General features: G+C 73.5%; 21 protein-coding genes, 1 tRNA gene and 1 pseudogene. 13 read left to right on the top strand and 10 right to left on the bottom strand.

Features of this window, described 5'->3' with window-relative positions:
* Positions 1 to 899, bottom strand: a pseudogene (locus tag AB0E96_RS17275) (FUSC family protein); the annotation flags it as partial.
* A gap of 166 nt (positions 900 to 1,065) precedes the next feature.
* Here AB0E96_RS17275 and AB0E96_RS17270 point away from each other — a divergent pair.
* A complete protein-coding gene (locus AB0E96_RS17270; RefSeq protein WP_359824118.1) occupies positions 1,066 to 1,854 on the top strand; it encodes an alpha/beta hydrolase in 789 nt (262 codons plus the stop codon).
* Between the two features lie 412 nt (positions 1,855 to 2,266).
* Entirely contained in the window at positions 2,267 to 2,941 is a 675-nt protein-coding gene (locus tag AB0E96_RS17265; RefSeq protein WP_030288117.1) for a Crp/Fnr family transcriptional regulator, read from the top strand.
* Positions 2,942 to 3,084: 143 nt separating this feature from the next.
* Here the strand turns inward: AB0E96_RS17265 and AB0E96_RS17260 are convergent, their stop codons facing one another.
* The 5 genes from AB0E96_RS17260 to AB0E96_RS17240 all read right to left on the bottom strand — a co-directional run bounded on the left by AB0E96_RS17260 (position 3,085) and on the right by AB0E96_RS17240 (position 6,109).
* Positions 3,085 to 3,918 carry an MBL fold metallo-hydrolase gene (locus AB0E96_RS17260; protein ID WP_359824115.1) on the bottom strand — a complete coding sequence of 278 codons (834 nt, stop codon included), beginning with the start codon at positions 3,916 to 3,918 and terminating at the stop codon, positions 3,085 to 3,087.
* 85 nt (positions 3,919 to 4,003) lie between these two features.
* A complete protein-coding gene (locus tag AB0E96_RS17255; protein WP_359824112.1) occupies positions 4,004 to 4,180 on the bottom strand; it encodes a hypothetical protein in 177 nt (58 codons plus the stop codon).
* Between the two features lie 182 nt (positions 4,181 to 4,362).
* Positions 4,363 to 5,229, bottom strand: a complete 867-nt coding sequence (locus tag AB0E96_RS17250; protein WP_359824109.1) for an NUDIX hydrolase — start codon at positions 5,227 to 5,229, stop codon at positions 4,363 to 4,365.
* A 257-nt stretch (positions 5,230 to 5,486) separates the two neighbouring features.
* Complete coding sequence (locus tag AB0E96_RS17245) at positions 5,487 to 5,954, bottom strand: RidA family protein (protein ID WP_359824107.1); 468 nt, start codon at positions 5,952 to 5,954, stop codon at positions 5,487 to 5,489.
* The gene (locus tag AB0E96_RS17240; RefSeq protein ID WP_359824105.1) at positions 5,951 to 6,109 is read right to left on the bottom strand and encodes a hypothetical protein; all 159 of its coding nucleotides are present in this window, start codon (positions 6,107 to 6,109) and stop codon (positions 5,951 to 5,953) included. Before AB0E96_RS17240 ends, AB0E96_RS17245 begins: the two co-directional genes overlap by 4 nt.
* Positions 6,110 to 6,321: 212 nt before the next feature.
* Between AB0E96_RS17240 and AB0E96_RS17235 the strand changes: the two genes are divergently transcribed.
* Together AB0E96_RS17235 and AB0E96_RS17230 are read left to right on the top strand one after the other, a co-directional pair.
* Positions 6,322 to 7,395 carry an ArsA-related P-loop ATPase gene (locus tag AB0E96_RS17235; RefSeq protein ID WP_359824102.1) on the top strand — a complete coding sequence of 358 codons (1,074 nt, stop codon included), beginning with the start codon at positions 6,322 to 6,324 and terminating at the stop codon, positions 7,393 to 7,395.
* A complete protein-coding gene (locus AB0E96_RS17230) occupies positions 7,392 to 8,609 on the top strand; it encodes an ArsA family ATPase (RefSeq protein WP_359824099.1) in 1,218 nt (405 codons plus the stop codon). Before AB0E96_RS17235 ends, AB0E96_RS17230 begins: the two co-directional genes overlap by 4 nt.
* 190 nt (positions 8,610 to 8,799) lie before the next feature.
* On the opposite strand, the gene AB0E96_RS17225 is transcribed toward AB0E96_RS17230, so the two are convergent.
* Positions 8,800 to 9,123 carry a WhiB family transcriptional regulator gene (locus AB0E96_RS17225; protein ID WP_195911063.1) on the bottom strand — a complete coding sequence of 108 codons (324 nt, stop codon included), beginning with the start codon at positions 9,121 to 9,123 and terminating at the stop codon, positions 8,800 to 8,802.
* A 502-nt stretch (positions 9,124 to 9,625) separates the two neighbouring features.
* On the opposite strand from AB0E96_RS17225, the gene AB0E96_RS17220 reads away from it, so the two are divergent.
* Complete coding sequence (locus tag AB0E96_RS17220; RefSeq protein ID WP_359824096.1) at positions 9,626 to 11,893, top strand: transglycosylase domain-containing protein; 2,268 nt, start codon at positions 9,626 to 9,628, stop codon at positions 11,891 to 11,893.
* A gap of 247 nt (positions 11,894 to 12,140) precedes the next feature.
* On the opposite strand, the gene AB0E96_RS17215 is transcribed toward AB0E96_RS17220, so the two are convergent.
* Positions 12,141 to 12,593 (bottom strand): GatB/YqeY domain-containing protein, encoded by a 453-nt coding sequence (locus AB0E96_RS17215; RefSeq protein WP_359824093.1) that lies wholly within the window; start codon positions 12,591 to 12,593, stop codon positions 12,141 to 12,143.
* Between the two features lie 757 nt (positions 12,594 to 13,350).
* Between AB0E96_RS17215 and AB0E96_RS17210 the strand changes: the two genes are divergently transcribed.
* The 4 genes from AB0E96_RS17210 to AB0E96_RS17195 all read left to right on the top strand — a co-directional run bounded on the left by AB0E96_RS17210 (position 13,351) and on the right by AB0E96_RS17195 (position 16,696).
* Complete coding sequence (locus AB0E96_RS17210; protein ID WP_359824091.1) at positions 13,351 to 14,661, top strand: helix-turn-helix domain-containing protein; 1,311 nt, start codon at positions 13,351 to 13,353, stop codon at positions 14,659 to 14,661.
* Between the two features lie 188 nt (positions 14,662 to 14,849).
* On the top strand, positions 14,850 to 15,578 hold the full coding sequence (locus AB0E96_RS17205; RefSeq protein ID WP_359824089.1) for a CGNR zinc finger domain-containing protein: 729 nt from the start codon (positions 14,850 to 14,852) through the stop codon (positions 15,576 to 15,578).
* Positions 15,578 to 16,522, top strand: coding sequence for a metallophosphoesterase (locus tag AB0E96_RS17200; protein ID WP_359824087.1), 945 nt, complete (start codon positions 15,578 to 15,580; stop codon positions 16,520 to 16,522). The genes AB0E96_RS17205 and AB0E96_RS17200 overlap by 1 nt, the downstream gene beginning before the upstream one ends.
* 100 nt (positions 16,523 to 16,622) lie before the next feature.
* Positions 16,623 to 16,696, top strand: a tRNA-Pro gene (locus AB0E96_RS17195).
* A gap of 172 nt (positions 16,697 to 16,868) precedes the next feature.
* Here the strand turns inward: AB0E96_RS17195 and AB0E96_RS17190 are convergent.
* Positions 16,869 to 17,972 (bottom strand): DUF3578 domain-containing protein, encoded by a 1,104-nt coding sequence (locus AB0E96_RS17190; protein WP_359824084.1) that lies wholly within the window; start codon positions 17,970 to 17,972, stop codon positions 16,869 to 16,871.
* A 208-nt stretch (positions 17,973 to 18,180) separates the two neighbouring features.
* Here AB0E96_RS17190 and AB0E96_RS17185 point away from each other — a divergent pair, with 208 nt between their 5' ends.
* Positions 18,181 to 19,119, top strand: coding sequence for a YDG/SRA domain-containing protein (locus AB0E96_RS17185; protein WP_359824082.1), 939 nt, complete (start codon positions 18,181 to 18,183; stop codon positions 19,117 to 19,119).
* Positions 19,120 to 19,182: 63 nt separating this feature from the next.
* Here the strand turns inward: AB0E96_RS17185 and AB0E96_RS17180 are convergent, their stop codons facing one another.
* Positions 19,183 to 21,975, bottom strand: a complete 2,793-nt coding sequence (locus AB0E96_RS17180; protein ID WP_359824079.1) for an AAA family ATPase — start codon at positions 21,973 to 21,975, stop codon at positions 19,183 to 19,185.
* Positions 21,976 to 22,150: 175 nt separating this feature from the next.
* Here AB0E96_RS17180 and AB0E96_RS17175 point away from each other — a divergent pair, with 175 nt between their 5' ends.
* The 3 genes from AB0E96_RS17175 (at position 22,151) to AB0E96_RS17165 (ending at position 26,290) form a co-directional block, all read left to right on the top strand.
* Complete coding sequence (locus AB0E96_RS17175; protein ID WP_359824077.1) at positions 22,151 to 22,528, top strand: nuclear transport factor 2 family protein; 378 nt, start codon at positions 22,151 to 22,153, stop codon at positions 22,526 to 22,528.
* Between the two features lie 129 nt (positions 22,529 to 22,657).
* On the top strand, positions 22,658 to 24,157 hold the full coding sequence (locus tag AB0E96_RS17170) for an MFS transporter (RefSeq protein ID WP_359824074.1): 1,500 nt from the start codon (positions 22,658 to 22,660) through the stop codon (positions 24,155 to 24,157).
* Between the two features lie 276 nt (positions 24,158 to 24,433).
* Positions 24,434 to 26,290, top strand: a complete 1,857-nt coding sequence (locus AB0E96_RS17165) for a prolyl oligopeptidase family serine peptidase (RefSeq protein ID WP_359824072.1) — start codon at positions 24,434 to 24,436, stop codon at positions 26,288 to 26,290.
* The last annotated feature ends 123 nt before the right edge of the window (positions 26,291 to 26,413 follow it).

The raw sequence follows: 26,413 nt of genomic DNA, 5'->3' as shown, positions 1-26,413 counted from the left end.
GCGTCGGCGAGCAGCTGCCTGGCCTTGGCGAGGTCGCGGGTGCGCTGCGGGACGTCCTTGGCGAAGGCCGGGTCGCCGGCCTCGGTGAGGTCGATCGACGGCAGCGGGCGGCCGCGCCGCAGGTCGCGGGCCCAGCCGAGGTACCGCTCGGCGTCCTCGGGCCGGGCCTGGCCGGCCAGCGCGGACTCCGCGCGCACCAGCAGCCGCTCGGGCGCGTCGCCGAGGGCGTGCCGCCGGGCCGGGGTGGAGAGCGCGAGGCTCTGCCAGGCCGCCTCGACCGCGCCGACCAGCGCGGTGCGGGCGGCGGCGTCCGGTCGGCCGGGCCCGGTCCGCAGCAGCCGGGCCGCGGCCTCCAGGGCACGGGCGGTGGCGATCCGCTCGGGCCCGTACGGGCGCACCAGGGCCGGGGCCATGCAGACCAGCCACGCCACCGCGGCGCCGAGCGCGGTGAGCGCCAGGTGCGGCGGCACCTCGGCGAGCCGCTGCGGGAGGAAGGCGCAGCTGGCGGAGGTGAAGGTGATGATCAGGCTGCCGGGCGGGCCGACCCGGGCGGCGTCGCAGAGCAGCTTGTGCAGGGCGGCGAGCACCGCCGACACCGCGACCAGGACGGCGGCGTCCCGGGCCAGCGCGGCGGCGGTGAGGGCGGCGCCGGTGCTGAGCACGGTGCCGAGCAGCACGCCGGACAGCATCCGGGCCCGGGGCCGGTACGGCAGGCCGTGCCCGTACAGCGCGCCCAGGCCGCCGGCCGAGGTGTAGAGGGCGAGGTCGAGCCGGCCGAGGCCGAGCAGGGTGAGGTTGAGCGTGCCGAGGGTGACCACGGCGCTGAGCGCGGGCTTGTGCCAGCCGTCCCCGGCCGGACCGACCCGAAGTGCCTGGCGGAACTGGGCGGTTGTGACCATGGAAAAAGATTAGCAGGTAATTTACCTGTGAAACATCCGGGCGGGACCCCTCGGGCCGGGGGTCCCGGACACCCGCCCGAAAAAAGTCGCGGCCGGAGCGATGAGTTCTGCGGCGCACCCCGGTCTACCCCCATGACCGACTCGCGCGACAGAAGGAACACACCGAATGAGCACCGTGGTCTCCACCGACGGCACCGTCCTCGCCTGCACCGTCATCGGCTCCGGCCCGGCGGTCGTCCTGGTCGACGGCGCGCTGTGCCGCCGCGACATGGGCCCGAGCGCCGCGATCGCCGGACAGCTGGCGGAGCACCACACCGTGTGGAGCTACGACCGGCGCGGTCGCGGCGACAGCGGGGACACCCTGCCCTTCGCGGTGGAGCGCGAGATCGAGGACCTGGCCGCCGTCATCGCCGCGGCCGGCGGCTCGGCCGGCGTCTTCGCCCACTCCTCCGGCGGCGCGCTCGCACTGCGGGCCGCCGCCGCGGACATCGGCATCACCCGGCTCGCCGTCTACGAGCCGCCGTTCAGCACCGACGAGGCGCAGAGCGAGCGCTTCCGCCAGTACGTCGCCGAGCTGACGGCGGCGCTCGCCGAAGGACGCCGCGGGGACGCCGTCGCGGCCCTCATGGTCTACGCGGGAGCGCCGGCGGAGATGGTCGACGGGATGCGCGGCGCGCCGGTGTGGCCGGCGTTCGAAGCGGTCGCCCCGACCCTGGCGTACGACGCGGCGGCGCTCGGCGACCGGACCGGCGCGGTCGTCCCGGTCGACGTCCTGGGCAAGATCTCCGTGCCGACCCTGGCCCTGGACGGCGGCGCCAGCCCGGAGACGCTGCGGGCCCCGACCCGCGCGGTGGCGGCGGCCGTGCCGGGCGCCGAGCACCGGACGCTGGAGGGCCAGACCCACGAGGTGGCGGCCGAGGTGCTGGCTCCGGAGCTGCTGGCGTTCTACGCCTGACACTCCGCCCGGACGGCACCGGGCGCGGAAACCGCCCGCGGCCCCGGACGGCACCGGGCACGGAAACCGCCCGCGGCCCCGGACGACCCGCCGGGGCCGGGCGGTCTTCCCGCCGACCGCCGCGCCGTACGCCGTACGCCGTACGCCGTCCATGGGCCCGTACGCCCCCGCGACGGGGGTCGATTGCCCGTTCGAGCAGAGCGGACAGAGGTTCGACCGACGCCCTCCCGCGGGCTCCCGCCACCGGGCCCGCCCGGTGACCCGCCGGTACGAATGGCCCCGCACGGCACACCTCGGCACACCCCCTCCTCATATGATCGGAGCGACATGCGCCATGCTTGGTGATGCAGAACACTGAACGGAACTTGCGCCGGACGGCCCACCCGCCGTACGGCCGAGAAGGAGGAAGCACGTGGACGACGTTCTGCGGCGCGCCGCACTCTTCGCGGCACTCGACGACGAACAGGCCGGCGAGCTGCGCGCTTCCATGACCGAGGTCACCCTCGCCCGTGGGGAGTCGCTGTTCCACGAGGGCGACCCGGGCGACCGGCTGTACGTCGTGGCGGAGGGCAAGGTCAAGCTGCACCGCGCCTCGCCGGACGGCCGCGAGAACATGCTGGCCGTGCTCGGCCCCAGCGAGATGATCGGCGAGCTGTCGCTGTTCGACCCGGGCCCGCGCACCGCGACCGCCAGCGCGCTGACCGAGGTCAAGCTGCTGGGCCTCGGCCACGGCGACCTCCAGCCCTGGCTGCACGCCCGCCCCGAGGTCTCCATCGCGCTGCTGCGGGCCATCGCCCGCCGCCTGCGCCGGACCAACGACGTGATGTCCGACCTGGTCTTCTCCGACGTGCCCGGCCGCGTCGCCAAGGCCCTGCTGGACCTCTCCCGCCGGTTCGGCGTGCAGTCCGAGGAGGGCATCCACGTCGCCCACGACCTCACCCAGGAGGAGCTGGCCCAGCTGGTCGGCGCCTCCCGCGAGACGGTCAACAAGGCGCTCGCCGACTTCGCCGGCCGCGGCTGGCTGAAGCTGGAGGCCCGCGCGGTGGTCCTGCTGGACGTCGAGCGGCTGTCGCGCCGCTCGCGCTGACACGCACCCGCTGACGCGGAAGGGCCCGTCCGGTTCGGACGGGCCCTTCCGCGTTCGCCGAGGCGTTCACCGATACGTCCACCGAGGCGTTCACCGAGGCGTTCACCGAGGCGTTCTCCGGGTCGAGTGGCCCGGCTCCGGGATCAGTCGAGCTCGGGGATCAGCCCGTGCTCCTCCAGGTAGTCCAGCTGGGCCCGCACCGACAGCTCGGCGGCAGGCCAGAGCGCCCGGTCCACGTCGGCGTAGACCCGGGCCACCACCGCCGGCGCGCTCCGGTGGCCCGCCTCGACCGCGGTCTCCACCTGGGCGAGCCGGGCGGCCCGGTGGGCCAGGTAGTAGTCGACGGCGCCGAGCGCGTCCGCGAGCACCGGGCCGTGGCCCGGCAGCACCGTCCGCACGCCCTGGTGGGAGGCCATGGTGTGCAGCCGGCGCAGCGAGTCCAGGTAGTCGCCCAGCCGGCCGTCGGGGTGGGCGACCATCGTGGTGCCGCGTCCGAGCACGGTGTCGCCGGTGAGCACCGCGCCGTCGTCCGGCAGGTGGAAGGTCAGCGAGTCCGAGGTGTGCCCTGGAGTGGCCACCACCCGCAGGTCCAGGCCGCCGACGTCCAGGCGCTGGCCACCCACCAGGCCCTCCGAACCCAGCCGGTGCGCCGGGTCCAGGGCCCGCACCTCGGTGCCGGTCAGCTCGGCGAAGCGGGCCGCGCCCTCGGAGTGGTCGGCGTGGCCGTGGGTGAGCAGGGTCAGCGCGATCCGCTTGCCCCGCTCCTCCGCGAGGTCGATCACCCGGCGCAGGTGGCCCTCGTGCAGCGGGCCCGGGTCGATCACCACCGCGAGGTCCGAGCCCGGCTCGGAGAGCAGCCAGGTGTTGGTGCCGTCCAGGGTCATCGGCGACGGGTTCGGGGCCAGCACGCACAGCGCCCGGGGGGTGGCCTCGCCGCCGACGGCGGCGGCGGGGTCGCCCGGCAGGAGGCCGCTCATGCGCCCGCCTCGCCGCGTTCGGTGGCCGCGTCGCCGCACTCGGTGGCCGCTGCGCGCGACGGGCGCCTCTCGACGGTTCGCCGGCTCACCGGCCGCCTCCGCCGTCTCGGTGCAGGCCCCGCAGCGGCAGCTCCCGGACGAGGGCGCGCCGCGCCGTCGCCTCGGCGGACGGGACCTGGCTCTCGCAGGCGGGGTCACGGGGGATCAGGCGGCGGGCGGGCAGCTCGGGTGCCGTCCGGCGAGCCACGGCGTTGTGGGTCATCGGGCGTCGGTCCTCTCTCTGCGTCGGTGCGGGAAGGGGGTACGGGGTGGTACGGGTCCTGCGGGTCCGACCGGCCGTGCGGGCCGTGCCGGTCGCACGGGTCCGACCAGCCGTACGGGTCGTACGGGTCGTATGGGTCGTACGGGTGGTCCCGACCGGCGGGACCGTCACCGGGAGAACGCTCAGGCGCCCTCGGGGAACTCCCCGTCGATGGTCAACTCCTCGTATCCGGGCCAGCGGACCGTCAGGCGGTCGCCCCGGACCTCGGCCCGGCCCAGGACGGGCGCCAGCGGGCGGGCGGCGGCCGCGGCCAGGGCCTCGGCCGCGGTCCGCGCCGACGACAGCTCGCGCAGCACCGTCACGGTCGGCGGCAGCATGCCGAACCGGCCCTCCCGGTAGCCCCGCACCGCCTCGGTTGGGGTCAGCCAGGCGACCCGGTCGGCCTCGCCGACTTCCAGGGCCGCGCGCTGGCCGGCCGGCAGCACGGCGACGAAGAACCAGGTGTCGTAGCGCCGTTCCTCGAACTCCGGGGTGATCCAGCGGGCCCAGCCGCCCAACAGGTCGCTGCGCAGCACCAGCCCGTGGTCGCGGAGGAACTCGGCGAAGGACAGCTCGTGCGCCTCCAGCGCGGCCCGCTCGGCGGACCAGTCGCGCGGCGCGGCGACGCTGTCGGCGTCCGGCCCGGCCAGCAGCACGCCGGCCTCCTCGAAGGTCTCCCGGACCGCCGCGCAGACCACCGCCCGCGCCGTCCGGGCGTCCACGCCGAGCCGCCGCGCCCACTCCTCGGGCGCCGGCCCGGCCCAGCCCGGCTCGACCTCGGCGTCCCGCGGGTCCACCCCGCCGCCCGGGTAGGCGTACATCCCGGCCGCGAAGGCCATCGAGGTGCGCCTGCGCAGCAGGTAGGCCTCCGGCCCCTGGGCGGTGTCGCGCAGCAGCACGACGGTCGCGGCGGCCCTGGGCACCGGCGGGGTCACCGCGCCGGATTCGACCGCCCGGATCCGGGCAGGCCAACCGGGCGGCATCGGCAGCGTCGTCGCTCGATGGTCCATGCCCGGATGCTAGGGCGTGTCCGACAATTCCCGCCAGGCTCACGGGTCGGGCGGAAACGCTCCGGCCACACTCAGGCCGTGCCCGGCAGCGCTCCGGCCGCGTTCCGGCCGGCACCGTGGTGGCACTCCGGCACCGTGGTGGCACTCCGGTGGCGCGGTGGCACTCCGGTGGCGCGGAGGCACTCCGGTGGCGCGGAGGCACTCCGGTGGCGCGGAGGCGGGGCCGGACAGGCCCGGCCCCGCCTCCGCGATCACGCTCAGGCGGCCTTGACGCGCACCACGAGCTCGACCTCGACCGGCGAGTCCAGCGGCAGCACCGCGACGCCGACGGCGCTGCGGGCGTGCACGCCCGCGTCGCCCAGCACCTCGCCGAGCAGCTCGCTGGCGCCGTTGACGACGCCCGGGACGGCGATGAAGTCGGGGGCGGCGGCGACGAAGCCGACCACCTTGACGACCCGCTCGATCCGGTCGAGGTCGCCGATCACCGACTTCACGGCGGCCAGGGCGTTCAGCGCGCAGATCTGCGCGAGCTCCTTGGCCTCCTCCGGGGACACCTCGGCGCCGACCTTGCCGGTGGTCGGCAGCTTGCCGCCGACGACCGGGAGCTGGCCGGAGGTGAACACGAGGTCGCCGGACTCCACGGCCGGCACGTAGGCGGCGACCGGGGCGGCCACCGGCGGCAGGGTCAGGCCCAGCGCGGCGAGCTTCTCCTCGGCCTTGCTCATGCGTTCTTCTCCCGCTTGAAGTAGGCCACCAGCTGCTCCGGGTTCGGGCCGGGCACGACCTGGACGAGCTCCCAGCCGTCCTCGCCGAAGTTGTCCAGGATGGCCTTGGTCGCGTGCACCAGCAGGGGCGCCGTCATGTATTCCCACTTGGTCATGGCCAGACTCTAGACGAGCCGTCGCGGCGTTCCGCGCCGACCGCCGCGAGGCGTGTGAGGTGGGGCACAAAGAGGGCATGATCCGGCCTGACGGCCCAGGTGCTCACGGCATCCGGCGCGCTCCCTGGTTACCCTCGCGGGAGGGCACCCTGGCGAGGGGCACCCTCGTCAGGAGGGGACGCCCGTAGGACGGAGACGGACGGAGACGGAGCGTGGCACGCACCCCCGGCCAGGCGGCCCGGCGCGACCCCGACTGGGAGGGCGTCCGGCTGCACGTGGTCAGCGGCAAGGGCGGCACCGGGAAGACCACGCTGGCCGCGGCGCTGGCCCTGGCGCTCGCCGCCGAGGGCGGACGGGTGCTGCTGATCGAGGTCGAGGGCCGGCAGGGCGTCGCCGAGCTGTTCGGGATCGCCGCGCTCCCGTACGAGGAGCGCCGGATCGCCTCGGTCTCCCGCGCCCAGCTGGGGCTGCCGGCCGGGCCGGGCGGTCCCGGCGAGGTCTTCGCGCTGGCGATCGACACCGAGCTGGCGCTGCTGGAGTACCTGGAGATGTTCTACAAGCTCGGCCGGGCCGGGAAGGCGCTGCAGAAGGTCGGCTTCGTCGACTTCGCCACCACCATCGCGCCCGGCGTGCGGGACGTCCTGCTCACCGGCAAGGCCTGCGAGGCGACGAGGCGCAAGGACCAGGACGGCCGGCGGCGCTACGACGCGGTGGTGATGGACGCCCCGCCGACCGGGCGGCTGACCCGCTTCCTGAACGTCAACGCCGAGGTCGCCGGGCTGGCCAGGATCGGCCCGATACACACCCAGGCGCAGGCCGTGATGCGGGTGCTGAAGTCGCCGGAGACCGCGGTGCACCTGGTCACCCTGCTGGAGGAGATGCCGGTGCAGGAGACGGTCGACGGCATCGAGGAACTGCGCGAGGCGCGGCTCCCGGTGGGCGGGGTGATGGTCAACATGGTCCGGCCGCCGGTGCTGGACGCGGCGGCGGTGGCCGCGGTGGACGGGGACCACCGCGAGGAGGTCGCGCTGGCCCTCGGGGAGGCCGGGCTCGGCGGGCGCACCCGCGCCGCGGAGAAGGTCCGGGCGACGGTGGAGCCGCTGCTCGACCCGCTGCTGGAGCAGGCCAGGGAGCACGCCGAGCGGGTCGAACTGGAGCGCGCGCAGCGCGCCGACATCCAGCAGCTCCGGCTCCCCACGTACGAACTGCCGCTGCTGGGCGAGGGCGTGGACCTCGGCGGGCTGTACCGGCTGGCGGGCGAACTGAAGCGGCAGGGGGCGGCATGACCTCGAACGGGGTGCGGAGCACCGGGAAGCGGCTCGCGGTGGACGAGCTGATCGACGACCCGAAGACCAGGATCATCGTCTGCTGCGGCTCGGGCGGCGTCGGCAAGACCACCACCGCCGCGGCGCTCGGGCTGCGGGCGGCCGAGCGCGGCCGCAAGGTCGTGGTGCTGACCATCGACCCGGCCCGCCGGCTCGCCCAGTCGATGGGCCTGACCGAGCTCGACAACACCCCCCGGGTGGTGAAGGGGGTCACCGGTATGGAGGGGGCGCCGCTCCGCGCCCCGGACGGGGACGGTGAGCGGCGGGAGGGCGAGCTCCACGCCATGATGCTGGACATGAAGCGGACCTTCGACGAGGTCGTGCTGGCCCACGCCGAGCCCGAACGGGCCCGGGCGATCATGGAGAACCCCTTCTACCAGTCCCTGTCGGCCGGCTTCGCGGGCACGCAGGAGTACATGGCGATGGAGAAGCTCGGGCAGCTGCGCGCCGCCGAGGAGTGGGACCTGATCGTCGTGGACACCCCGCCGTCCCGCTCGGCGCTGGACTTCCTGGACGCGCCCAACCGGCTCGGGTCCTTCCTGGACGGCCGGGTGATCCGGATCCTCACCGCCCCGGCCAAGGTCGGCGGGCGCAGCGCGATGCGCTTCCTGAACGCCGGGATGGGCCTGCTCACCGGCACCCTCGGCAAGATCTTCGGCGCCCAGCTGCTCACCGACGTGCAGACCTTCGTCAGCGCGATGGACTCGATGTTCGGCGGCTTCCGGGAGCGCGCGGACCGCACGTACCAGCTGCTCAAGGCGCCGGGCACGGCGTTCCTGGTGGTGGCCGCGCCGGAGCGGGACGCGCTGCGCGAGGCTGCGTACTTCGTGGACCGGCTGGCCGCGGACCGGATGCCGCTGGCCGGGCTGGTGCTCAACCGGGTGCACGGCACGGGGGCGCCCCAGCTCACCGCGGAGCGGGCACTGGCGGCCGCCGAGGCCCTGGAGGAGAACGGCTCGGAGCACGCCTCGCCCGAGGCGGAACTGCTCGCGGCCGGGCTGCTGCGGCTGCACGCCGAGCGGATGCAGATCATGGGGCGCGAACGCCGAACCCGCGACCGCTTCGTCTCGGTGTACCCGGACGTGCCGATCGTGGAGGTGCCGGCGCTGCCGGGCGACGTGCACGACCTGGACGGACTGCGGGCCATCGGGGACCGGCTCAACGGCGCGGTGTGACCGGGCGCCGGTGGTGCCGTCGCGGCGCGGTTCGCGGTGGTGCCGTCGCGGCGTGGTTCACGACGGTGTCGTCGCGGCGCGGTTCGCGGTGGTGCCGTCGCGGCGCGGTTCACGACGGTGTCGTCGCGGCGCGGCGCGGCGCGGGCCGTGCCCGAGGGCCGACCGGCCCGGATCGCGTGCGCGGCCGGGCTCAGCCCGCCTGGGCGTAGTCCGTCAGTATCACTCCGGTCGCGAGCGACTCCTCGTACTCGGTGCGCGCCGTCTCCAGCAGCTTCCGCCACGAGATGACGGTCGGACGGCGGCGCAGCAGCGCCCGGCGCTCCCGCTCCGTCATCCCGCCCCACACCCCGAACTCCACCCGGTTGTCCAGGGCGTCCGCGAGGCACTCCGTCCGGACGGGGCAGCCGCTGCACACCGCCTTCGCGCGGTTCTGTGCCGCCCCCTGGACGAACAGTTCGTCCGGATCACTCGTGCGGCAGGCGGCCTGCGCACTCCAGTCGTCAACCCAGCCCATGCCGGCGCCGTCCTCTCCCGTATTCGAGGCTCCCCCACGGCGGCAACGGCATATTCACCGTTGCCAGTTGAGGACGTTACGGAAGAACGACAGCTTGCAACAGCCCCTTCGGGCTCAATCTCGCATGACCCAATTGGACTATGGGTGGCGGTCAGCTCACTCGTTGGAGTGATCGCAGGTCGCGCGCCTTGCCAAAAGCGGAGCCCGTACTCTCGACACAGGCGTCATCACTGAGCGCAACCGGCCACAGGGGTACAGCCAGCCACAGCTGCCTCAAAACCCAGCCATCAGCGGGCAATCCGGGCAAGTCTCCTCGCCCACAAGAGTGAATGATGTTGACGCACCGCAGCTGTCGCAAGCTTGTGACAAGCCTAGGCGAACACCTGCCCCTGCGGGCGGGAATCCGCGACGTAGGGTTCTCCTCATGGCACCGAAGCGCCCACAGGCACCCCAGCCCCCAGGCAACACCGGAGCTCCGCGCGGCCGGACCGGCGGATCACCGTTGGAGCACGCCGGCAACGGCGTGAAGTTCCTGGGCGTCAGCGTGCTCTCCGGAGTCCTGCTGGCAGGCCTCGCCCTGCCCGCCGTCGGCGCCATCGGGCTGACCGCCAAGGACACGGCGGAGAGCTTCGACAACATCTCCGACGACTTCAAGACCCCGCCGCTCACCCAGGCGACCCAGATCTTCGACGCCAAGGGCGGTCTGATCGCCAAGGTCTACGAGCGCGACCGCACCGTTCTGACCGCCGATCAGATGTCGCCCTTCATGCGGCACGCCCAGGTGGACATCGAGGACGCCCGCTTCTACGAGCACGGCGCCGTCGACCTCAAGGGCGTCCTGCGCGCGATCAGCAAGAACGCGGAGAGCGGCACCGCCTCCCAGGGCGCCTCCACGCTCACCCAGCAGTACGTGAAGAACGTCAACGTGGAGAAGGCCGGCGACGACCAGGCGGCCGTCCTGGAGGCCCAGCGCAAGACCCTGGGCCGCAAGATCCAGGAACTCAAGGTCGCCATCAAGCTGGAGGAGGACCTGTCCAAGGACCAGATCCTCACCAACTACCTCAACATCACCTTCTACGGCCACCAGGCCTACGGGGTCGAGGCCGCCTCCCAGCGCTACTTCAGCAAGAGCAACAAGGACCTGACCATCGCCGAGGCCGCCACCCTGGCCGGCATGGTGCAGAACCCGTCGTCCTACGACCCGGTGCGCTACCCCGAGAACACGGTCAAGCGCCGCAACGTCGTGATCGACAAGATGCTGGAGAACAAGCACATCACCCCGGAGCAGGCCCAGGAGGCCAAGGCCGCCCCGCTGGGACTGAAGTACAAGGACCCGCAGAACGGCTGCATCACCGCCCAGGCCGGCATGGGCTTCTTCTGCGACTACGTCCGCCACGTGGTCAAGCAGGACCCGGCCTTCGGCAAGAGCGCCGACGAGCGCAAGAAGGTGTGGAACACCGGCGGTCTGAACATCTACACCACGCTGGACCCGGACAAGCAGGCCGCCGCCCAGAACGCCGTCACCAAGAAGGTCAACGTGACCGACCAGGTGTCGGCCGCCGCGACCATGATGGAGCCGGGCACGGGCAAGATCCTGGCGATGGCCCAGACCCGCCCGTACGGCCTGGACCCGAACAAGAACCAGACCGTCGTCAACCTCAACGTGGACGCCGCGATGGGCGGCGGCAACGGCTTCCAGACCGGTTCGACCTTCAAGCCGATCCTGGCCGCGGCCGCGCTGGAGTCGGGCATGTCGAACACCCAGCCGTTCCCGTCCGAGAACAAGATCGACTACCCGCAGATGTCCACCTGCTCGGGCACCTGGAAGAACAACGCCAAGCCCAAGGAGACGGTCAAGAACGAGCAGGACAGCGAGGTCGGGCCGTACCAGCTGAAGGAGGCGATGGCCCGCTCGGTCAACACCTACTTCGTGCAGATGGAGCAGCAGGTCGGCCTCTGCGCGATGAAGCAGATGGCCAACAAATTGGGCATCACCCAGTCCGCCAAGGGCGACGCCTTCCAGGAGGTGCCCTCGATGGTCCTCGGCACCCTGGAGCTCTCCCCGCTGACCATGGCGAACGTCTACGCGACCTTCGCCGCCCGCGGCAAGTACTGCACCCCGATCGCGATCAACAAGATCACCACGGTGGACGGCAAGGAGGTCGCGGTCCCGCAGTCCCAGTGCAGCCAGGCCTTCTCCGACCAGACCGCGGACTCGCTGAACGCCGTCCTGCTGAACGTGACCGAGAAGGGCACCGCGGCCGCCCTGACCATGGACGACGGCCGCAAGATCGCCGGCAAGACCGGCACCACCGACGAGAAGAAGGCCGCCTGGTTCAGCGGCTACACCCCGTCGCTGGCCACCGCGGTCTGGCTCGGCGGCCCGGCCGGCGGCGTCAAGATGAAGAACATCACCATCGGCGGCAAGTACTTCCCCGAGGTCTTCGGCGCCGACGGCCCCGGCCCGATCTGGGCGATGGCGATGAACCAGGCGCTCAAGGGCTCGCCGCTGGAGCCGATCCAGACCGCCAACATCCCGGACCCGCAGCCGGCCGCGCCCACCCCGGGCGCCACCCCGCCGGCCGACCCGAACGCCCAGCCGCCGGCCGGCAACCCGCCGCCGCCGCAGCAGCAGCAGCCGCCGGGAGGCAACCCCAACCTGCCCGGCGGGCTGCCCACCCTCCCCGGCGGATTCACCTTCCCGCCGATGCCCGGAGGGAACGGGAACGGCGGGCGGCACGGCGGCGGCAACGGGAACGGGAACGGCTGACCCGCCCTCCGGCGGCAGACGCCGGGCCCGGACGGCCGGGTGGCCGGGTGGCCGGGTGGCCGCCGGGTGCGGCGGCCGATGAACAGGCGAAGGGGCGCCCTCCGGTAGTACGGAGGGCGCCCCTTCGGCGTGCCACCGGGGCGCCGGGGCTTCCGCCGCCCGGCTCGGACGCACGGGCGTTCGGGCGTTCAGGCTTTCGGGCGTTCAGGCTTTCGGGCCGGGCCTGATCGGGCCCACCCGGGCCGGCTCAGGCCAGGGCGGCCTTCACGGCGGCGGCGACCCGGCCGCCCTCGGCCAGGCCGTCGACCTTGGGCTTCACCAGCTTCATGACGGCACCCATCCCCTGCGGGCCGCTCGCGCCGCTCTCGGCCACCGCGGCGGCCACGATCGCGGCCAGCTCCTCGTCGGTGAGCTGCTTGGGCAGGTAGGTCGCCAGCACCTCGCCCTCGGCCAGTTCCCGGGCCGCCTGCTCCGTCCGGCCGGCGTTCCCGAAGGCCTCGGCCGCCTCCCGGCGCTTCTTCGCCTCGCGGCCGATCACCTTCAGGACGTCGGCGTCGGACAGCTCGCGCTTCTGCTTGCCCGCCACCTCCTCGCTGGTGACGGCGGCCAGCGTGAGCCGGATGGTGGACGCGCGCAGCTCGTCCCGGACCCTGATGGCAGCCGTGAGGTCCTCCTGCAGCTGCTCCTTGAGCGTTGTCATTTCCTCTTCTTATCCTTCGGCTGTGGGTGGGCTCAACCAGGTTTCCCGTGGCATCCACCGGGGTTTCCGCAGTTGAACGAGTATCCCCCGACAACCCCGGACGACCACCGCCCCGCGACGCGCCGGGCGGACGAGGTCCGGGCCGCGGCGGCCCGGACCGCAACCGTAAGGACCGGGAACGGACGGCGGTCGAGTCCGTGAACAATCGACGCCCCACCGCCGGTAACGGGCGAATGGATTCGGCCACACTGGCCGATAATGCTCCAACATTCTCGTCCGAAATGCCAAGAATTGCCGGTTCCGAAGCGAAGTTGCCGGTCCCTGGGGGACGAATCGAACGTTGTGATCGCTTCGCCGGAAATAGTCCGCGTAGTACACTCGTTCGCGCATCGCCGGAGCAGCCGGATGGCGGCGATCACCTCACCGCCGAATCACCTCGAACGCCGCCCTGAAAAGCCATTGAAAACCTTCACCACGTCCCCGATCCATTATTCCACGGCATTGGCAGACTGCCGCCCAGGCACCTGGCGATCCTGACACCTTGCACCCCGGTCGCCTCGCTGCCCGCCGCCGACCCGGGCGGTCGACCCGAGCGCACACGCCCGCGCTCCACCCGACCGCCCGGCCGTCCGGCTGCCCGACCGCCCTCCCGGACGGGCCGGACGGAAGCGACCGTTTCTCGGAGTGATTGGCGCCGCCAGCGGCGCACCTGAGTTCTGACTTTTATTCTGCTCACGACAGCAGGAAGCGCGGGGGAATGGACAGCAATCAGCTTCGCTCGATGTTGGTGACCCAACGGAAGTTGGTCGGATGGAGCCAGGAGCAATTAGCCGAGCACTCCACCGTCAGCGTCCGCACCATTCGCAATCTGGAAACCGGAGCCATCAGGAATCCGCGGCGCAGTTCCGTGGAACTCCTGGTGGGGGCGCTGTTCTCCGCGGCCGCCGGCCGGGACGACGCCCTGCTCTCCCGGGTCGCCCAGGCGGGCGTCCCGGCCGGACTGCTGCCCGCCCGGCCGGAAGCCGGGCCACCGGCCCCCGCCGCCGAACTCCCCGACAACGCGCGCTGGCAGGGGCTGCGGCCCAAGACGGACGTCACCGTCGGCCGTCAGGCCGACCTGCTGCACGTCGTGACCGCCCTGCGCCCGGGCCGCCCGCTCGTGCTCACCGGACCGGCCGGGGTCGGCAAGACCCGGCTGGCGCTCGACGCGGCCGCCCATCTGCTGGACCGCTTCCGGGACGGCGTCGCGGTGCTGGAGCTCGGCTCGGTCACCCCCGAGGCCGTCGACCCGGCGGCCGCCGCGGCCCAGGCGCAGCGCGCGCTCGACACCCTCCTCCGGGGCTTCGGCCACGACCCGCGGACCGGCCCCGAACCGCGGATGCTGCTGGTCGTCGACAACGCCGAGCACGTCATCGACACGGTGGCCCGGCAGGTCAGGGAGCTGCTCGCACGGCACCCGGCGCTCCACATCATGATCACCTCGCTGCGGGCACCCGCCGGCGTCCCCGCCGACCTGTGGGAGGTGTCGCCGCTGTCGGTCGGCCACCCGGACGACCCGTACGGCTGCCCGCCCGCCGCCGAACTGTTCTGCCGCCGGGTGCACTCCGTCGTCCCGACGCTCGACCTCGGCGACCAGATGCCGCAGGTGGTCGAGCTCTGCCGGCGCCTCGGCGGCCTGGCCCTGGCGATCGAGAACGCCGCCGTCCGGATGCGCTCGGTGCCCCTGCACGTCCTGGTGGACGAGTGCCGGGTGCTGCCGATCCTCGCCCAGGAGGAGGTCGGCGGGCTCTCCCACCACCGCTCGCTGCACCGCAGCCTCGCCTGGGCGTACGGGCTACTCGACGAACGGCAGCGCCGGGCGCTCAGACGGCTCTCCCGGTTCCCCGAGGAGTTCTCCATCGACGACGTCCGGCAGGAGCCGGTCGACGGCGGCCGGGAACCATCGCGCAACCTCGACGTGCTGGCCGAGCTGGTCGACTTCTCCGTCGTTCAGGTGAGGCGCGGCCACCAGTACGCGTACCGGGTCCCCCGGATGATGCGCGAGTACGTCAACGCCATCCCGGCTTAAGCCCGGGCCGCTCCGCCCCCGCCCCGCCCCGCCCCGCCCTGTCCTGTCCCCGTCCCCGTCTCCGGGGCGCGGGTGGCGGGTGGCGGGCGGGGCGCGGGTGGCGGGCGGGGCACGGACCTCCTGAGCGGGGGTCAGCCCGCCCCGGCCGGCCGTCACCGCCCCAGCCGGTTACACCTACCCTGGGACGCATGACCGACGGAGCCGTCCCAGCTGCCGGGAACACCGCCACCCGGAACCAGGCCGCACGGAACGCCCCGCCCGGGCTGCTCCTCACCACCCCCGGCGGCAGCCGCTTCCACTTCGACCCCGGCGCCCTCTGCCTGGAACTGCTCACCACCGGCGGCCCCGGCCCGTACGCCCGGTACGAGGTGCTGCACCGGCCCGCCGACCTCGCCGCCTGGCTCCCGCCGTCCCGGCTGCGGCTGCCCGCCGACGCCGTCCGGATCTCCCCCGCCGAACTCGCCGGCACCCGCGCCCTGCGCGACGCGCTCTGGCGCCTCGCCGCCGCCCGGGCTCACGGCCGTCCGGGCGAACCCGCCGACTACGCCGTCCTCAACCGGGCCGCCGAGCACCCGCCCCTGGTCCCCCGGATCGCCCCGGACGGCACCGCGGCAGCACCGCCGACCGCCGACGGAGCGCAGCTGACCTCCACCCTCGCCCGGGACGCCATCGCCCTGCTCACCGGCCCGTACGCGGACCGGATCCGGGAGTGCGCCGGGCACGACTGCCGACTGATCTTCGTCGACACCTCACGGCCCGGCCGCCGCCGCTGGTGCTCGATGGAACGCTGCGGCAACCTCCACAAGGTCCGTGCCCTGCGCGCCCGCAGGGAGTCCCAGGAGGCACCGCCCGCCGCCCCCGACCCCGCCGACTCCGGGCGTGCGCCGGCTGATCCACCGTCTGAGAGCATGGGCTGATGCGACCGCTGTACTCCGTTCCCCTCGGCATCGCCGCCACCGGCGCCGCCTGTCTCGCCTACTCCGTCGGGTACGAGGTCCGGGCCTTCCGCCTCCGCCGGATCGAGGTCCCCGTCCTCCCGCGCGGCGCCCGCCCGATCCGGGTCCTCCAGGTCTCCGACATCCACATGGTGAGCGGGCAGGGCAAGAAGCAGCGCTGGCTGAAGAGCCTGGCCGGCCTGCGCCCCGACCTGGTGGTCAACACCGGCGACAACCTCTCCGACCCGCTCGGCGTCCCGGCCACCCTCGACGCGCTCGGCCCCCTCATGGAGTTCCCGGGCGTCTACGTCTTCGGCTCCAACGACTACTACGGCCCGGCCCGCAAGAACCCCGCCCGCTACCTCCAGGCCATGCGCAGCGGCGCCCACGGCATGAACAACCCCGACGGCACCGCCCGCCGCGGCATCACCGGCGCCGTCCACAACCCGTGGGAGAAGCTCCGCGACGGCTTCGACGGGGCCGGCTGGCTCGACCTCACCAACACCCGCGGCCGGCTCACCGTGAACGGGCTGGACCTGGAGTTCACCGGCCTCGACGACCCGCACATCCGCCGCGACCGCTACAGCGAGGTCGCCGGCGGCCCGTCCCCCGACGCCGACCTCTCCCTCGCCGTCGTCCACGCCCCCTACCTGCGCGTCCTCGACGCCTTCACCGCCGACCGCTACCCGCTGATCCTGGCCGGCCACACCCACGGCGGCCAGCTCTGCATCCCCTTCTACGGCGCCCTGGTCACCAACTGCGACATCGACACCCGCCGGGTCAAGGGCCTCTCCACCCACACCGCCGGCGGCCACCGCTCCCACCTCCACGTCTCGGCCGGCTGCGGCACCAACCGCTACACCCCCGTCCGCTTCGCCTGCCCGCCCGAGGCCACCCTCCTCACCCTCACCCCGGTCCCCCGCTGACCCCCGCCGGACGCCCGCTCGAAACCGGATTTCGTGTCTCGGCGAGCGTCCGGTAGAGTTCTACTCGTCGCGAAGGAGACGGAGCGACAAACAGAAAGACCGGGGTGTGGCGCAGCTTGGTAGCGCGCTTCGTTCGGGACGAAGAGGCCGTGGGTTCAAATCCCGCCACCCCGACCCACTGCAGAGGGCCTGCCGGAGAAATCCGGCAGGCCCTCTGTCGTTGTGCGTGACCGTCGATCACTGGCCAAGCCTGACCCGAGAAGAGATCGCGTGGCCGTGGTGCGGCTCACACGCCTCCCCTCTCGCGTGGGGCCAGCAAGCTCGTCCGGTCAGCGACGGCAGGAACCTAAGGGGCCCCTGCTGCCACCGCTTCGGCCAATCCCGCTGCGACCGCGCTGGGCGATCCCGACCACCCAGTTGCGGAACGCCACACGGAAGCGATGCCGTGGTGCTCCAGGAGCCGGACGTAGACATCGCCAATGCCCTCGGTGAAGAGAGCCAGCTGCTTCGGCTGTTCCTTGGGCGGGTAGAGCAGGAACGAGTACGTCGCCAGCTGCCCGAGCGCCTCTCGCACCGCGTGGGTGGCGTTCCCACGCCGCACCACCTTGGCTTCGATCAGCCAGTGCGTGGATTCATTGCGAGCCACGATGTCCCTCGGGTGCACGTTGGTTCCCACCTCGAATCCGTTGGTGTGGAGGTGGTTTCCATAGTCCCGGACGAGGGTTTCGTGCTTCCTCGTCTTCACGATCTCGCGGCTCACCATGGTCTGCACGTACTCGTCGTCGCTCTTCGGTGCGAAGTGGAGCAGTGCGTCCTTGCTCTGCTCATGAGGCCACGTGCCTTCAGCTCGAAGCGTGCAGATGACGTCCCGCGTCGTCTGCCGCAGCTGCTCCCGAACGACCAGAGCGTCCTGGTAGAGCGCGATGAACTGCCGGAGGTCATCGCACAACACGTCCTCACCGGGCAGATCGTCAACCCTGTACGTGCGGGCGACCACATTCCCGTGCTCGTACGATCGGGGCAGTCCCGACCGTCCGCCGAGGTCAATACTGGCGTCCAGGTTATGACCCCCTCCTGCGGACAACGCTCCTCGAATGGCGCCCGCTTCCTTGGCAAGCCTGCGATTCGCCTCCGCGGACCCGTACTTCCCGTGGAGCTCGGTGACACCGTGGTTCAGGCTGAGCGATACCGTTTCCATGTTCTCGGCGAAGAGGTACACCACGTACATGCCGTGCCGAGCCGTGGTTGTCTCGTCCGGGTCGAAGAACGCCACCCACGGGCAGAAGGCTGCGGCGCCGGCTCCTGCACTCCCCTTGATGACGTATTCGCCCTGCACATGGCTGGCGAAGTGAGAAGGGGCGTCCCGGAGGAGGCGGGCCGTCGGCGTGCTGGTCCCCTGCCGGCGATCGTAGGTCGTACCAACCTCATGCAAGAACTTTCGAATCTTCATGGAGGGCATGGTAGGCCGGTCCCCCGACACCACGACTGCCATCAATCTTCAACTGGTTCCGCCCGGCGAACAGTTCGCTCGATGCTCGTCCCGACCGACGACTACCACCGGCCACGGAACCGCGCCGTGTGCATGAGCGTTTGCGGTACGAAGCCCAACTCCTACGTCGATGAGTCCATCGATCCGCTGACGTCGAAAGGTCCAAACGTTGCCGGCAGCTGCCCTCACCACCACGCCCACCGACTTCGACGGCTACGGAGAAGTCCCAGGAATCCACGTCGGTCGCTCCTTCGCCAACCGGCGGGAACTGGCGGCCTCCAAGGTGCACCGACCGCTTCAAGCCGGTATCTGCGGCACAGCGGAGTTCGGAGCTGAATCCATCGTCATCTCCGGAGGCTACGAGGACGACGAGGACCATGGCGATGTCATCGTCTACACCGGGCAAGGCGGACGCGACCCGGAAACCCAACGCCAGGTGAAAGACCAAGAACTCACTCGCGGCAACGCCGCCCTGTTCACCAGCCAGACCACGGACTCACCGGTCCGGGTGGTCCGTGCCGTACGGCACAGCTCCAAGACCTCCAACCCCAGCTACCGCTATGACGGGCTCTTCCGGGTCGAGGACTCCTGGCACGATGTCGGCCGTTCCGGATTCCGAATCTGGCGCTACCGACTCGTAAGCCTGTTTGACTACGTACCGGCCCTCCAGACGCCGATACTGCAGGAACCAATGGGGCAGGACACTCCCACACGGCTCGAAGTCAAGGTTCGTCAGATCGTTCGCAGCACCCAGGTGGCGAACTTCGTGAAGCGGGCCCACGACTTCGCTTGCCAGGTGTGCGGTGAGCGGCTTCGCACGCCCACCGGCTCCTACGCGGAGGCGGCGCACATTCGCGGTCTGGGGCAGCCACACAACGGGCCCGATGTTGCCGGCAACGTCCTCTGCCTGTGTCCGAACCACCATGCCCTGTTCGACTTCGGCACTCTGACCATCTCGGAGGAGCTGACCATCACTGACCACGCCACGGGTACAGAAATCGGAAAGCTGCGAGAAGCCCCTGGACATCAGGTGGACCGAGCCCATCTGGCCTATCACCGAGACCACTACTCCGAGGGCTGGAAGCACTCACCGAACGTCGACGAGTAGCAAGTGGACCGCAGGCCCGGCCGGGGGCGGCGGGGCCTGCGGCGTTCGGGAGGGGCGGGCGGGTCAGAGGGTGGTGGGGAGTTCGGTGCGGGAGGTGATGTCGAGCTTGGGGTAGGCCTTGTAGAGGTGGTGGGCGACGGTGCGGGGGCTGAGGAAGAGCTGGGCGGCGATGTCGCGGTTGGTGAGGCCCTGGGCGGCGAGGCGGGCGATCTGGAGCTCCTGGGGGGTGAGCGGGGACGGCGAGGTGCCGGTGGGGGCGGCCGGCGTGGGGGCCGGGGTGCCGGTGGCGGAGAGTTCGGTGCGGGCGCGGGCGGCCCAGGGGTGGGCGGCGAGGCGGTCGAAGGTCTCCAGGGCGGCGCGCAGGTGGGGGCGGGCGTCGGTGCGGCGGCGGGTGCGGCGCAGCCATTCGCCGTAGAGGAGGGCGGTGCGGGCCTGTTCGAAGGGGCGGTGGGCCGCTTCGTGCCGGGAGAGGGCGGCGCGGTAGGCCTCCTCGGCGAGTTCGTCGGGGCCGAGCAGGGCCTGGCAGCGCAGGCGGAGTGCCTCGGCCCAGGGGCGATCGGCGGCGGCCGTCCAGCGGGCGAAGCGTTCGTAGGGTTCGGCGGCGCGTTCGGGGGTGCCCAGGCGGATGGCGGCCTCGACCAGGTCGGGTACGGCCCGGGTGGCGCTGACGTGGTGGCGGTGCGGGCCGGTGGTGAGGGTGTGCAGCCGGTCGGCGGCGGCACCGATCCGGCCCTGGCCGAGGTCGAGCAGGGCGAGCGCCCACCGGGCCCAGGCCAGGCCGGCCGCGGGGGCGGCGGTCTGCGGGCCGGTGGCGGCGAGGGCGGCGGCGGCGAGTTCCGCGCAGTGGTCGGTCCGGCCGTCGAGCGCGGCCAGGTAGGCGAGCAGCGCGGTGAGTTGACTGACCCACTGGTGCTGGCCGGTGTCCCGGGCGAGGCCGAGGCCCTCGGTGGCGGTGAGTTCGGCGTCGCGGTGCCTGCCGTGGAAGAGTTCGGCCTCGGCCCGGAAGAACTGCAGGGTGGGCATCACGCCGACGGTGCCCTTGGCGCGGGCCTCGGCGATCAGTTCGGCGGCGAGTTCGGCGGTCTCCTCGTCGCGTCCGAGGACCAGGGTGGCGCCGCACAGCTGGACCAGGTCGACCGGGCTCTCGGCCCCCGCGCGGCGGGCGGCCTCGGCGGCCTCCCGGACGGGCGGCAGCGGCCCGGCGGGCCGGCCGAGCGCGGGCAGGACGGCCGCGGGCAGGTGGCGGGCGAGCGGGGCCAGCGGGTCGCCGGCGGCGAGCGGCAGGACCGCCAGGCGGTCCAGGACCGCGGCCACCGGCTCTTCCCCCGCGTACCAGGCGGCGTGGAAGGCCTGCAGCAGCATCCGGGCGGCGTACGTCGGGTCGATGTCGGTGCCCGCGGCGTCGAGCAGCAGCCGGTGGGCGGTCGGGTACGCGCCGCGCCAGAAGTGCGCGGTGGCCCGGACCTGGTCGAGCAGGGCGTGCGCCAAGGCGTCGTCGGTGCGTGCGCCCGCCTCGTCGGCGAGCGCCTCGGCGCGCGCCAATTCGCCTTCCTCGGTGGCCGCTTCGGCGGCCAGGACGAGTCGGCGGGTGGCCCCGTCGCGGTCCGGGGTGAGCCGGGCGGCACGCTCGTACGCGGCGGCGCCGCCGTGGCCGCCGCGGCGCTCGGCGCGGACGGCGGCGCGTTCCAGGGCGTCGGCGAGGCCCGCGTCGGGGGCGGTGGCGGCGAGGGCGAGGTGCCAGGTGCGGCGGTCGCCGTCCGGCAGCGCCCGCGCGACGGCGTGGTGGGCAGCCACCTTCTGGTGGTGCGGGGCCCGCTGGAGGATCGCGGAGCGCAGCAGCGGGTGCCGGAAGGCGATCCGGCGCTCGGCCGTGACCGCGACCAGTCCGCACCGCTCGGCGGGTGCGAGGTGCTCGGGGGTGACGCCGAGGTCGGCCGCGGCGGGCAGCACGACGTCCAGGGCGCCGTGCTCCTCGGTGGCGGCGACCAGCAGCAGGGTTTGAGTGGCCGCGGGCAGGCCGGTGACCTGGCCGTGGAAGGCGATCAGCAGCCGGCTGGTGAGCGGCAGGCCGCCCGGCGCCGGAGCCTGCGACCCGGCGGCGACCGGGAGTTCGGTGAGCGCGAGCGGATTGCCGGCCGCCTCGGCGAGCAGTCGGTCGCGGGTGGCGGCGGGCAGGCCGGGACCGGTCCGCCGGGCCAGCAGGCGGGTGGCGTCGGCCTCGGACAGGCCGGCCAGCCGCCGTTCGGGCAGGCCCAGCGGGCGTTCCGCCAGGCCCTCGTCGGGCCCGGACGCGCCGCCGGTGCGGGCGGCGAGCAGCAGGGCGACCCCTTCGGCCTGGAACCGTCGGGCGGCCAGCAGCAGGGCGTCCAGTGAGGCCCGGTCCAGCCACTGCACGTCGTCCATGACGCACAACAGCGGTCGGTCGGTCGCGAGTTCGGCGAGCAGGCCGAGTGTGGCGAGACCGACCAGGAGCCGGTCGGCGCGCCTTTCGTCGGTGTGCCCTTCGTCGGCGGCGGGTCCGAGGGCGGCCGGGGCGTCGACCGGCCCGCTGCCGTCGGAGAGCCCGAACGCCGTTTCCAGCGCCCGCCGTTGCGGCCCCGGCAGGACACCGAGCCGGTCCAGGCCGGGCGCGAGCAGCAGGCTCAGTCCGGCGTACGGCAGCTCCGCCTCGTACTCGACGCCGGCCGCCCGGACCACCCGGAACGCCTGCCCCGCCCGCACGACGGCGTCGTCCAGGAGCGCGGTCTTGCCGATGCCGGCCTCGCCCCTGAACAGCAGCACCCCGCTGCGACCGGCCCGCGCCCCGTCCAACAGCCCGTCCACGGCGGCCTGTTCGTCTTCCCTCCCGTACAGCATGCCTCGACCCTACCCATCCGGTCCGCGCGGCCGCCCCGGCCACGGCCCGGTACTCCGGCGGAGGCTACGTACCCCCTACCCATACGTGACGGATTCGCCTCCGACCGGCCGTCCCTACCGTGGTGAGCACCGGGGCAGCACGCTCCAGGAACCCACCGGAACACGGGAGATGACGATGACCGGGATCACCACCGCCACCCTCCAGCAGCTCGCCGAGCGCTACCTCGCGGTCTGGAACGAGACCGACCCGGCGGCCCGCCGCAAGCTGGTCGACGAGGTGTGGGCCGAGGACGGCCGATACACCGACCCGCTGGCCGCCGTCACCGGCCGGGACGCGATCGACGCGCTGATCGGCGCCGCCCAGGCCCAGTTCCCGGGGCTGGAGTTCACCCTCGGCCCGGTCGACGCGCACCATGACATCGCCCGTTTCACGTGGAACCTCGGCCCGGCCGGCGCCGAGCCGGTGGTGATCGGCTTCGACGTGCTGGCGGCCACCCCGGACGGCCGGATCGGCGCGGTGTACGGCTTCCTCGACCGCGTGCCGGGCGCCTGAGCCCGCGGACCTCCGTACCGCCGCACCGAGGTACCCCCGCGCCGCTACAGCGCCGCACCGCCCGAGGGGCGGGTCCCCCACCACGCCCCGCCCCTCGGCGGCGAACGCCAACCGTGAGGAGCGCCAGAGATGAGCACCGCCCTGAACGCCCGGCTGCCCGGGGAGGTCGCAGCCGGGGCCTCGACACCGACGACACCGACGACACCCACGACGCCACCGCCCCCACCGGCCCCCAAGGGGCTGCTGCCGGTCGTCCTGACCGCCACCTTCATGACCGCCCTCGACATCTTCGTCGTCAACGTCGCCCTCCCCTCCCTCCAGGGCGACCTCGGCGCCGGCCCGGACGCCGTCCAGTGGGTGATGGCCGGTTTCAGCCTGGCCCTCGCGGCCGGCCTGGTCACCGCCGGCCGCCTCGGCGACAGGTACGGCCGCCGCCGGGTGTTCGGGCTCGGCCTGGCCCTCTTCACCCTCGCCTCCGCCGCCTGCGGCCTCGCCCCCACGGCGCCCGCGCTGGTCGGCGCCCGGGTGGTGCAGGGCCTGTCGGCGGCGCTGATGGGCCCCCAGGTACTCGCGATCCTGCGGACCGCGTTCAGCGGCGCCGCGCAGGCGCGGGCGTTCGCCCGGTACGGCCTGACCATGGGCGTCGGCGCGGTGTTCGGCCAGCTGATCGGGGGCCTCCTGATCCGCGCGGACCTCTTCGGCCTCGGCTGGCGCAGCTGTTTCCTGATCAACCTGCCGATCGGGCTGGCCGCCCTGCCGCTGGTCCGCCGCAGTCTGCCGGAGTCCCGCGCCCCGCAGCGGCCCGGCCTGGACCCGGTCGGCGCGCTGCTGGTCACCACCGCGCTGACCTGCCTGGTGCTGCCGCTGATCCAGGGGCCCCGGTCGGGGTGGCCGCTGTGGACCGGGCTCTGTCTGGGCGCCTCCCTCGCGCTGCTGGCCCTCTTCGCCGGACACCAGCACCGCGCCACCCACCGCACGGCCACCGGGTCCGCCCCCACCGGCACAGTCACCCCGCTCGTCGACACCCGGCTTTTCCGCAGCCGCCCCTTCAGCGCCGGTCTGCTCGCCCAGCTCGCCTTCTGGCTCGGCCAGGCCTCCTTCTTCCTGGTGCTCGCCCTGCACCTCCAGTTCGGCCGCGGCCTGGACGCCCTCGGCGCCGGGCTGGTCTTCACCGCGATCGGCCTGGGCTACCTGATCACCTCCAACACCACCCACCGTGTCACCAGCCGCATCGGCGACCGGCGCACCATCGCCCTCGGCGGACTGCTGATGGCCCTCGGGCTCGGTCTCCTGGCGCTCACCGCGTACGACGCCGCGGACGGCGGTGTCCGGTGGCTGGCGCCCGGGCTGTTCGTGGACGGCCTCGGCATGGGCATGGTGATCGCCCCGGTGACCTCGGTGGTGCTGGCCGGCGTCGAGCCGCGGCTGGCCGGCGCCGCGGCCGGGGTGCTGTCCACCGTGCAGCAGGTCGGCGGGGCGCTCGGGATCGCGCTGATCGGCCTGGTCTACTACGGCACCGACGACCCGACCGCCGCCTTCGGCCGCAGTGTCCTCGCCCTGGCGGCGCTGGAGCTGGTGCTCGTCGGCCTGGTCCGCTTCCTGCCGCACGGAGCGCCGTCCGAGGGCTGACCCCGAGCCGCCCGACGTGGTCCCGGTCCAGGACCCGACGTAGTCCCCTGCCCGGGACCCGACCTGAACCCCGGCCCGGGACCCGACGTGATCCCCGGCACGTTCCCCGCCCCCGGCCCGAGCCCGCAGAACCCAGGGCCCGGGCCGGACGTTCGTGGACGCCCCCGGCCGCGCGCGCCGCGGCACCCCCCGGTGGCGCCCCCGGCACCCGGGGCGGGCGGCCCGAAGCCCGCCCGCCCGTTCCCTTCCCTCCCCCCGATCGGGTTGGATGGTCGGATGAGCGAGGAGAAGAGCGCCGTACCGGCGTGGGAGCAGCGGTTCAGGGCGGCCCGGGTGTCGCTGCCCGACTGGGCCGAGGACGCCCCCGACCGGGCGCTGTACGTGTCCAACGCGACCGGCACCTACGAGGTCTACGCGTGGGACCGCGCCACCGGCGCCCACCACCGGGTCACCGACCGTCCGAACGGCACCACCGACGCCGAGCTGTCCCCGGACGGCGACTGGGTCTGGTGGTTCGACGACCACGACGGCGACGAGTTCGGCGTGTGGCGCCGCCAGCCCTTCGCGGGCGGCCCCGACGAGGAGGCCGTGCCCGGCCTCGCCGCCTCCTACTCGGCCGGCCTGGCCCTCGGCCGCGACGGCACCGTGGTCGTCGGACGCTCGACCGACGAGGACGGCACCACCCTGCACCTGCGCCGCCCCGGCAGCGCCGAGCCGGTCGAGATCTACCGGCACGAGGAGTACGGCGGCATCGGCGACCTCAGCCACGACAGCACGCTGCTGGCCATCGACCACACCGAGCACGGCGACGCGATGCACTCCGCGATCCGGGTGGTCCGCCTCACCGGGGACGGCGGCGTCGAGACCGTCGCCGAGCTGGACGAGGTCACCGGCCGGGACGAGCCGCGCGGCGTCGCCTGCCTGGGCTTCGCCCCGGTCGACGGCGACACCCGCCTGCTGGTCGCCCACCAGCGCACCGGCCGCTGGGAGCCGATGATCTGGGACGTCGCCACCGGCGCCGAGACCGCCCTCCCGCTGCGCGACGAGCAGGGCCGCGAGCTGCCCGGCGACGTCTCCGCCCAGTGGCGCCCGGGTGCCGCGGAGCTGCTGGTGGAGCACGAGTACGAGGCGCGCAGCGAGCTGTTCTCGTACTCGCTCGCCGACGGCCGGCTGACCCGCCTGGACACCCCGCGCGGCACCGTCGGCGGCGCCACCGCCCGTCCGGACGGCACCGTCGAGTACCTGTGGTCCTCCGCCGCCGAGCCCTCCGCCGTCCGCTCGACCGCCGGGACGGTCGTGCTGCGGGCGCCCGGCCCGGTGCCGCCCGGTTCGGTGCCGGTCGAGGACGTCTGGGTGGACGGGCCCGGCGGCCGGGTGCACGCCCTGGTGCAGCGGCCGACGACGCCCGCGCAGGGCCCGTACCCGACCGTGTTCGAGATCCACGGCGGCCCGACCCACCACGACAGCGACTCCTTCGCCGCCGGGCCGGCCGCCTGGCTGGACCACGGCTTCGCGGTCGTCCGGGTCAACTACCGCGGCTCGACCGGCTACGGCCAGGCCTGGACGGACGCGCTGCACGAGCGGGTCGGCCTGATCGAGCTGGAGGACATCGCCGCGGTCCGCGAGTGGGCGGTCGACAGCGGTCTGGCCGACCCGGCCCGGCTGGTGCTCACCGGCGGCAGCTGGGGCGGCTACCTGACCCTGCTCGGCCTGGGCGTCCAGCCCGACAGCTGGGCCCTGGGCGTCGCCGCGGTCCCGGTCGCGGACTACCACACCGCGTACGCCGACGAGATGGAGGCGCTCAAGTCGCTGGACCGCACGCTCTTCGGCGGCACCCCGGAGGAGGTCCCGGAGCGCTTCACCGCCTCCTCGCCGCTGACCTACGTCGAGCAGGTGCGGGTGCCGGTCTACATCAGCGCCGGGGTCAACGACCCGCGCTGCCCGATCCGGCAGATCGACAACTACGTCGAGCGGCTGGAGCAGCTCGGCAAGCCGCACCAGGTGTACCGCTTCGACGCCGGTCACGGGTCGCTGGTGGTGGAGGAGCGGATCAAGCAGCTGCGGCTGGAGATCGACTTCGTCCGGCGTCACCTGGGCACGACCGAGCGCGACGGAGACGGAGGGGCGGCGTGAGACGCCTCCTGATGCTGGCGGCGGCGGTGGCCGGGGCCCTGGTGCTCACCGGCTGCTCGGGCTCGCAGCGGGCCACCGCCGCCTGCCCGCCGCCGGCCGGCCCGCCGGCGCCGAGTTCCTCGG

It is taken from the genome of Kitasatospora sp. NPDC036755, from assembly GCF_040636595.1.
In the GTDB taxonomy this organism is placed as follows: domain Bacteria; phylum Actinomycetota; class Actinomycetes; order Streptomycetales; family Streptomycetaceae; genus Kitasatospora.
Note: the sequence above shows the minus strand (reverse complement) of the source record. Positions and strands in the feature narration are given on the sequence as shown.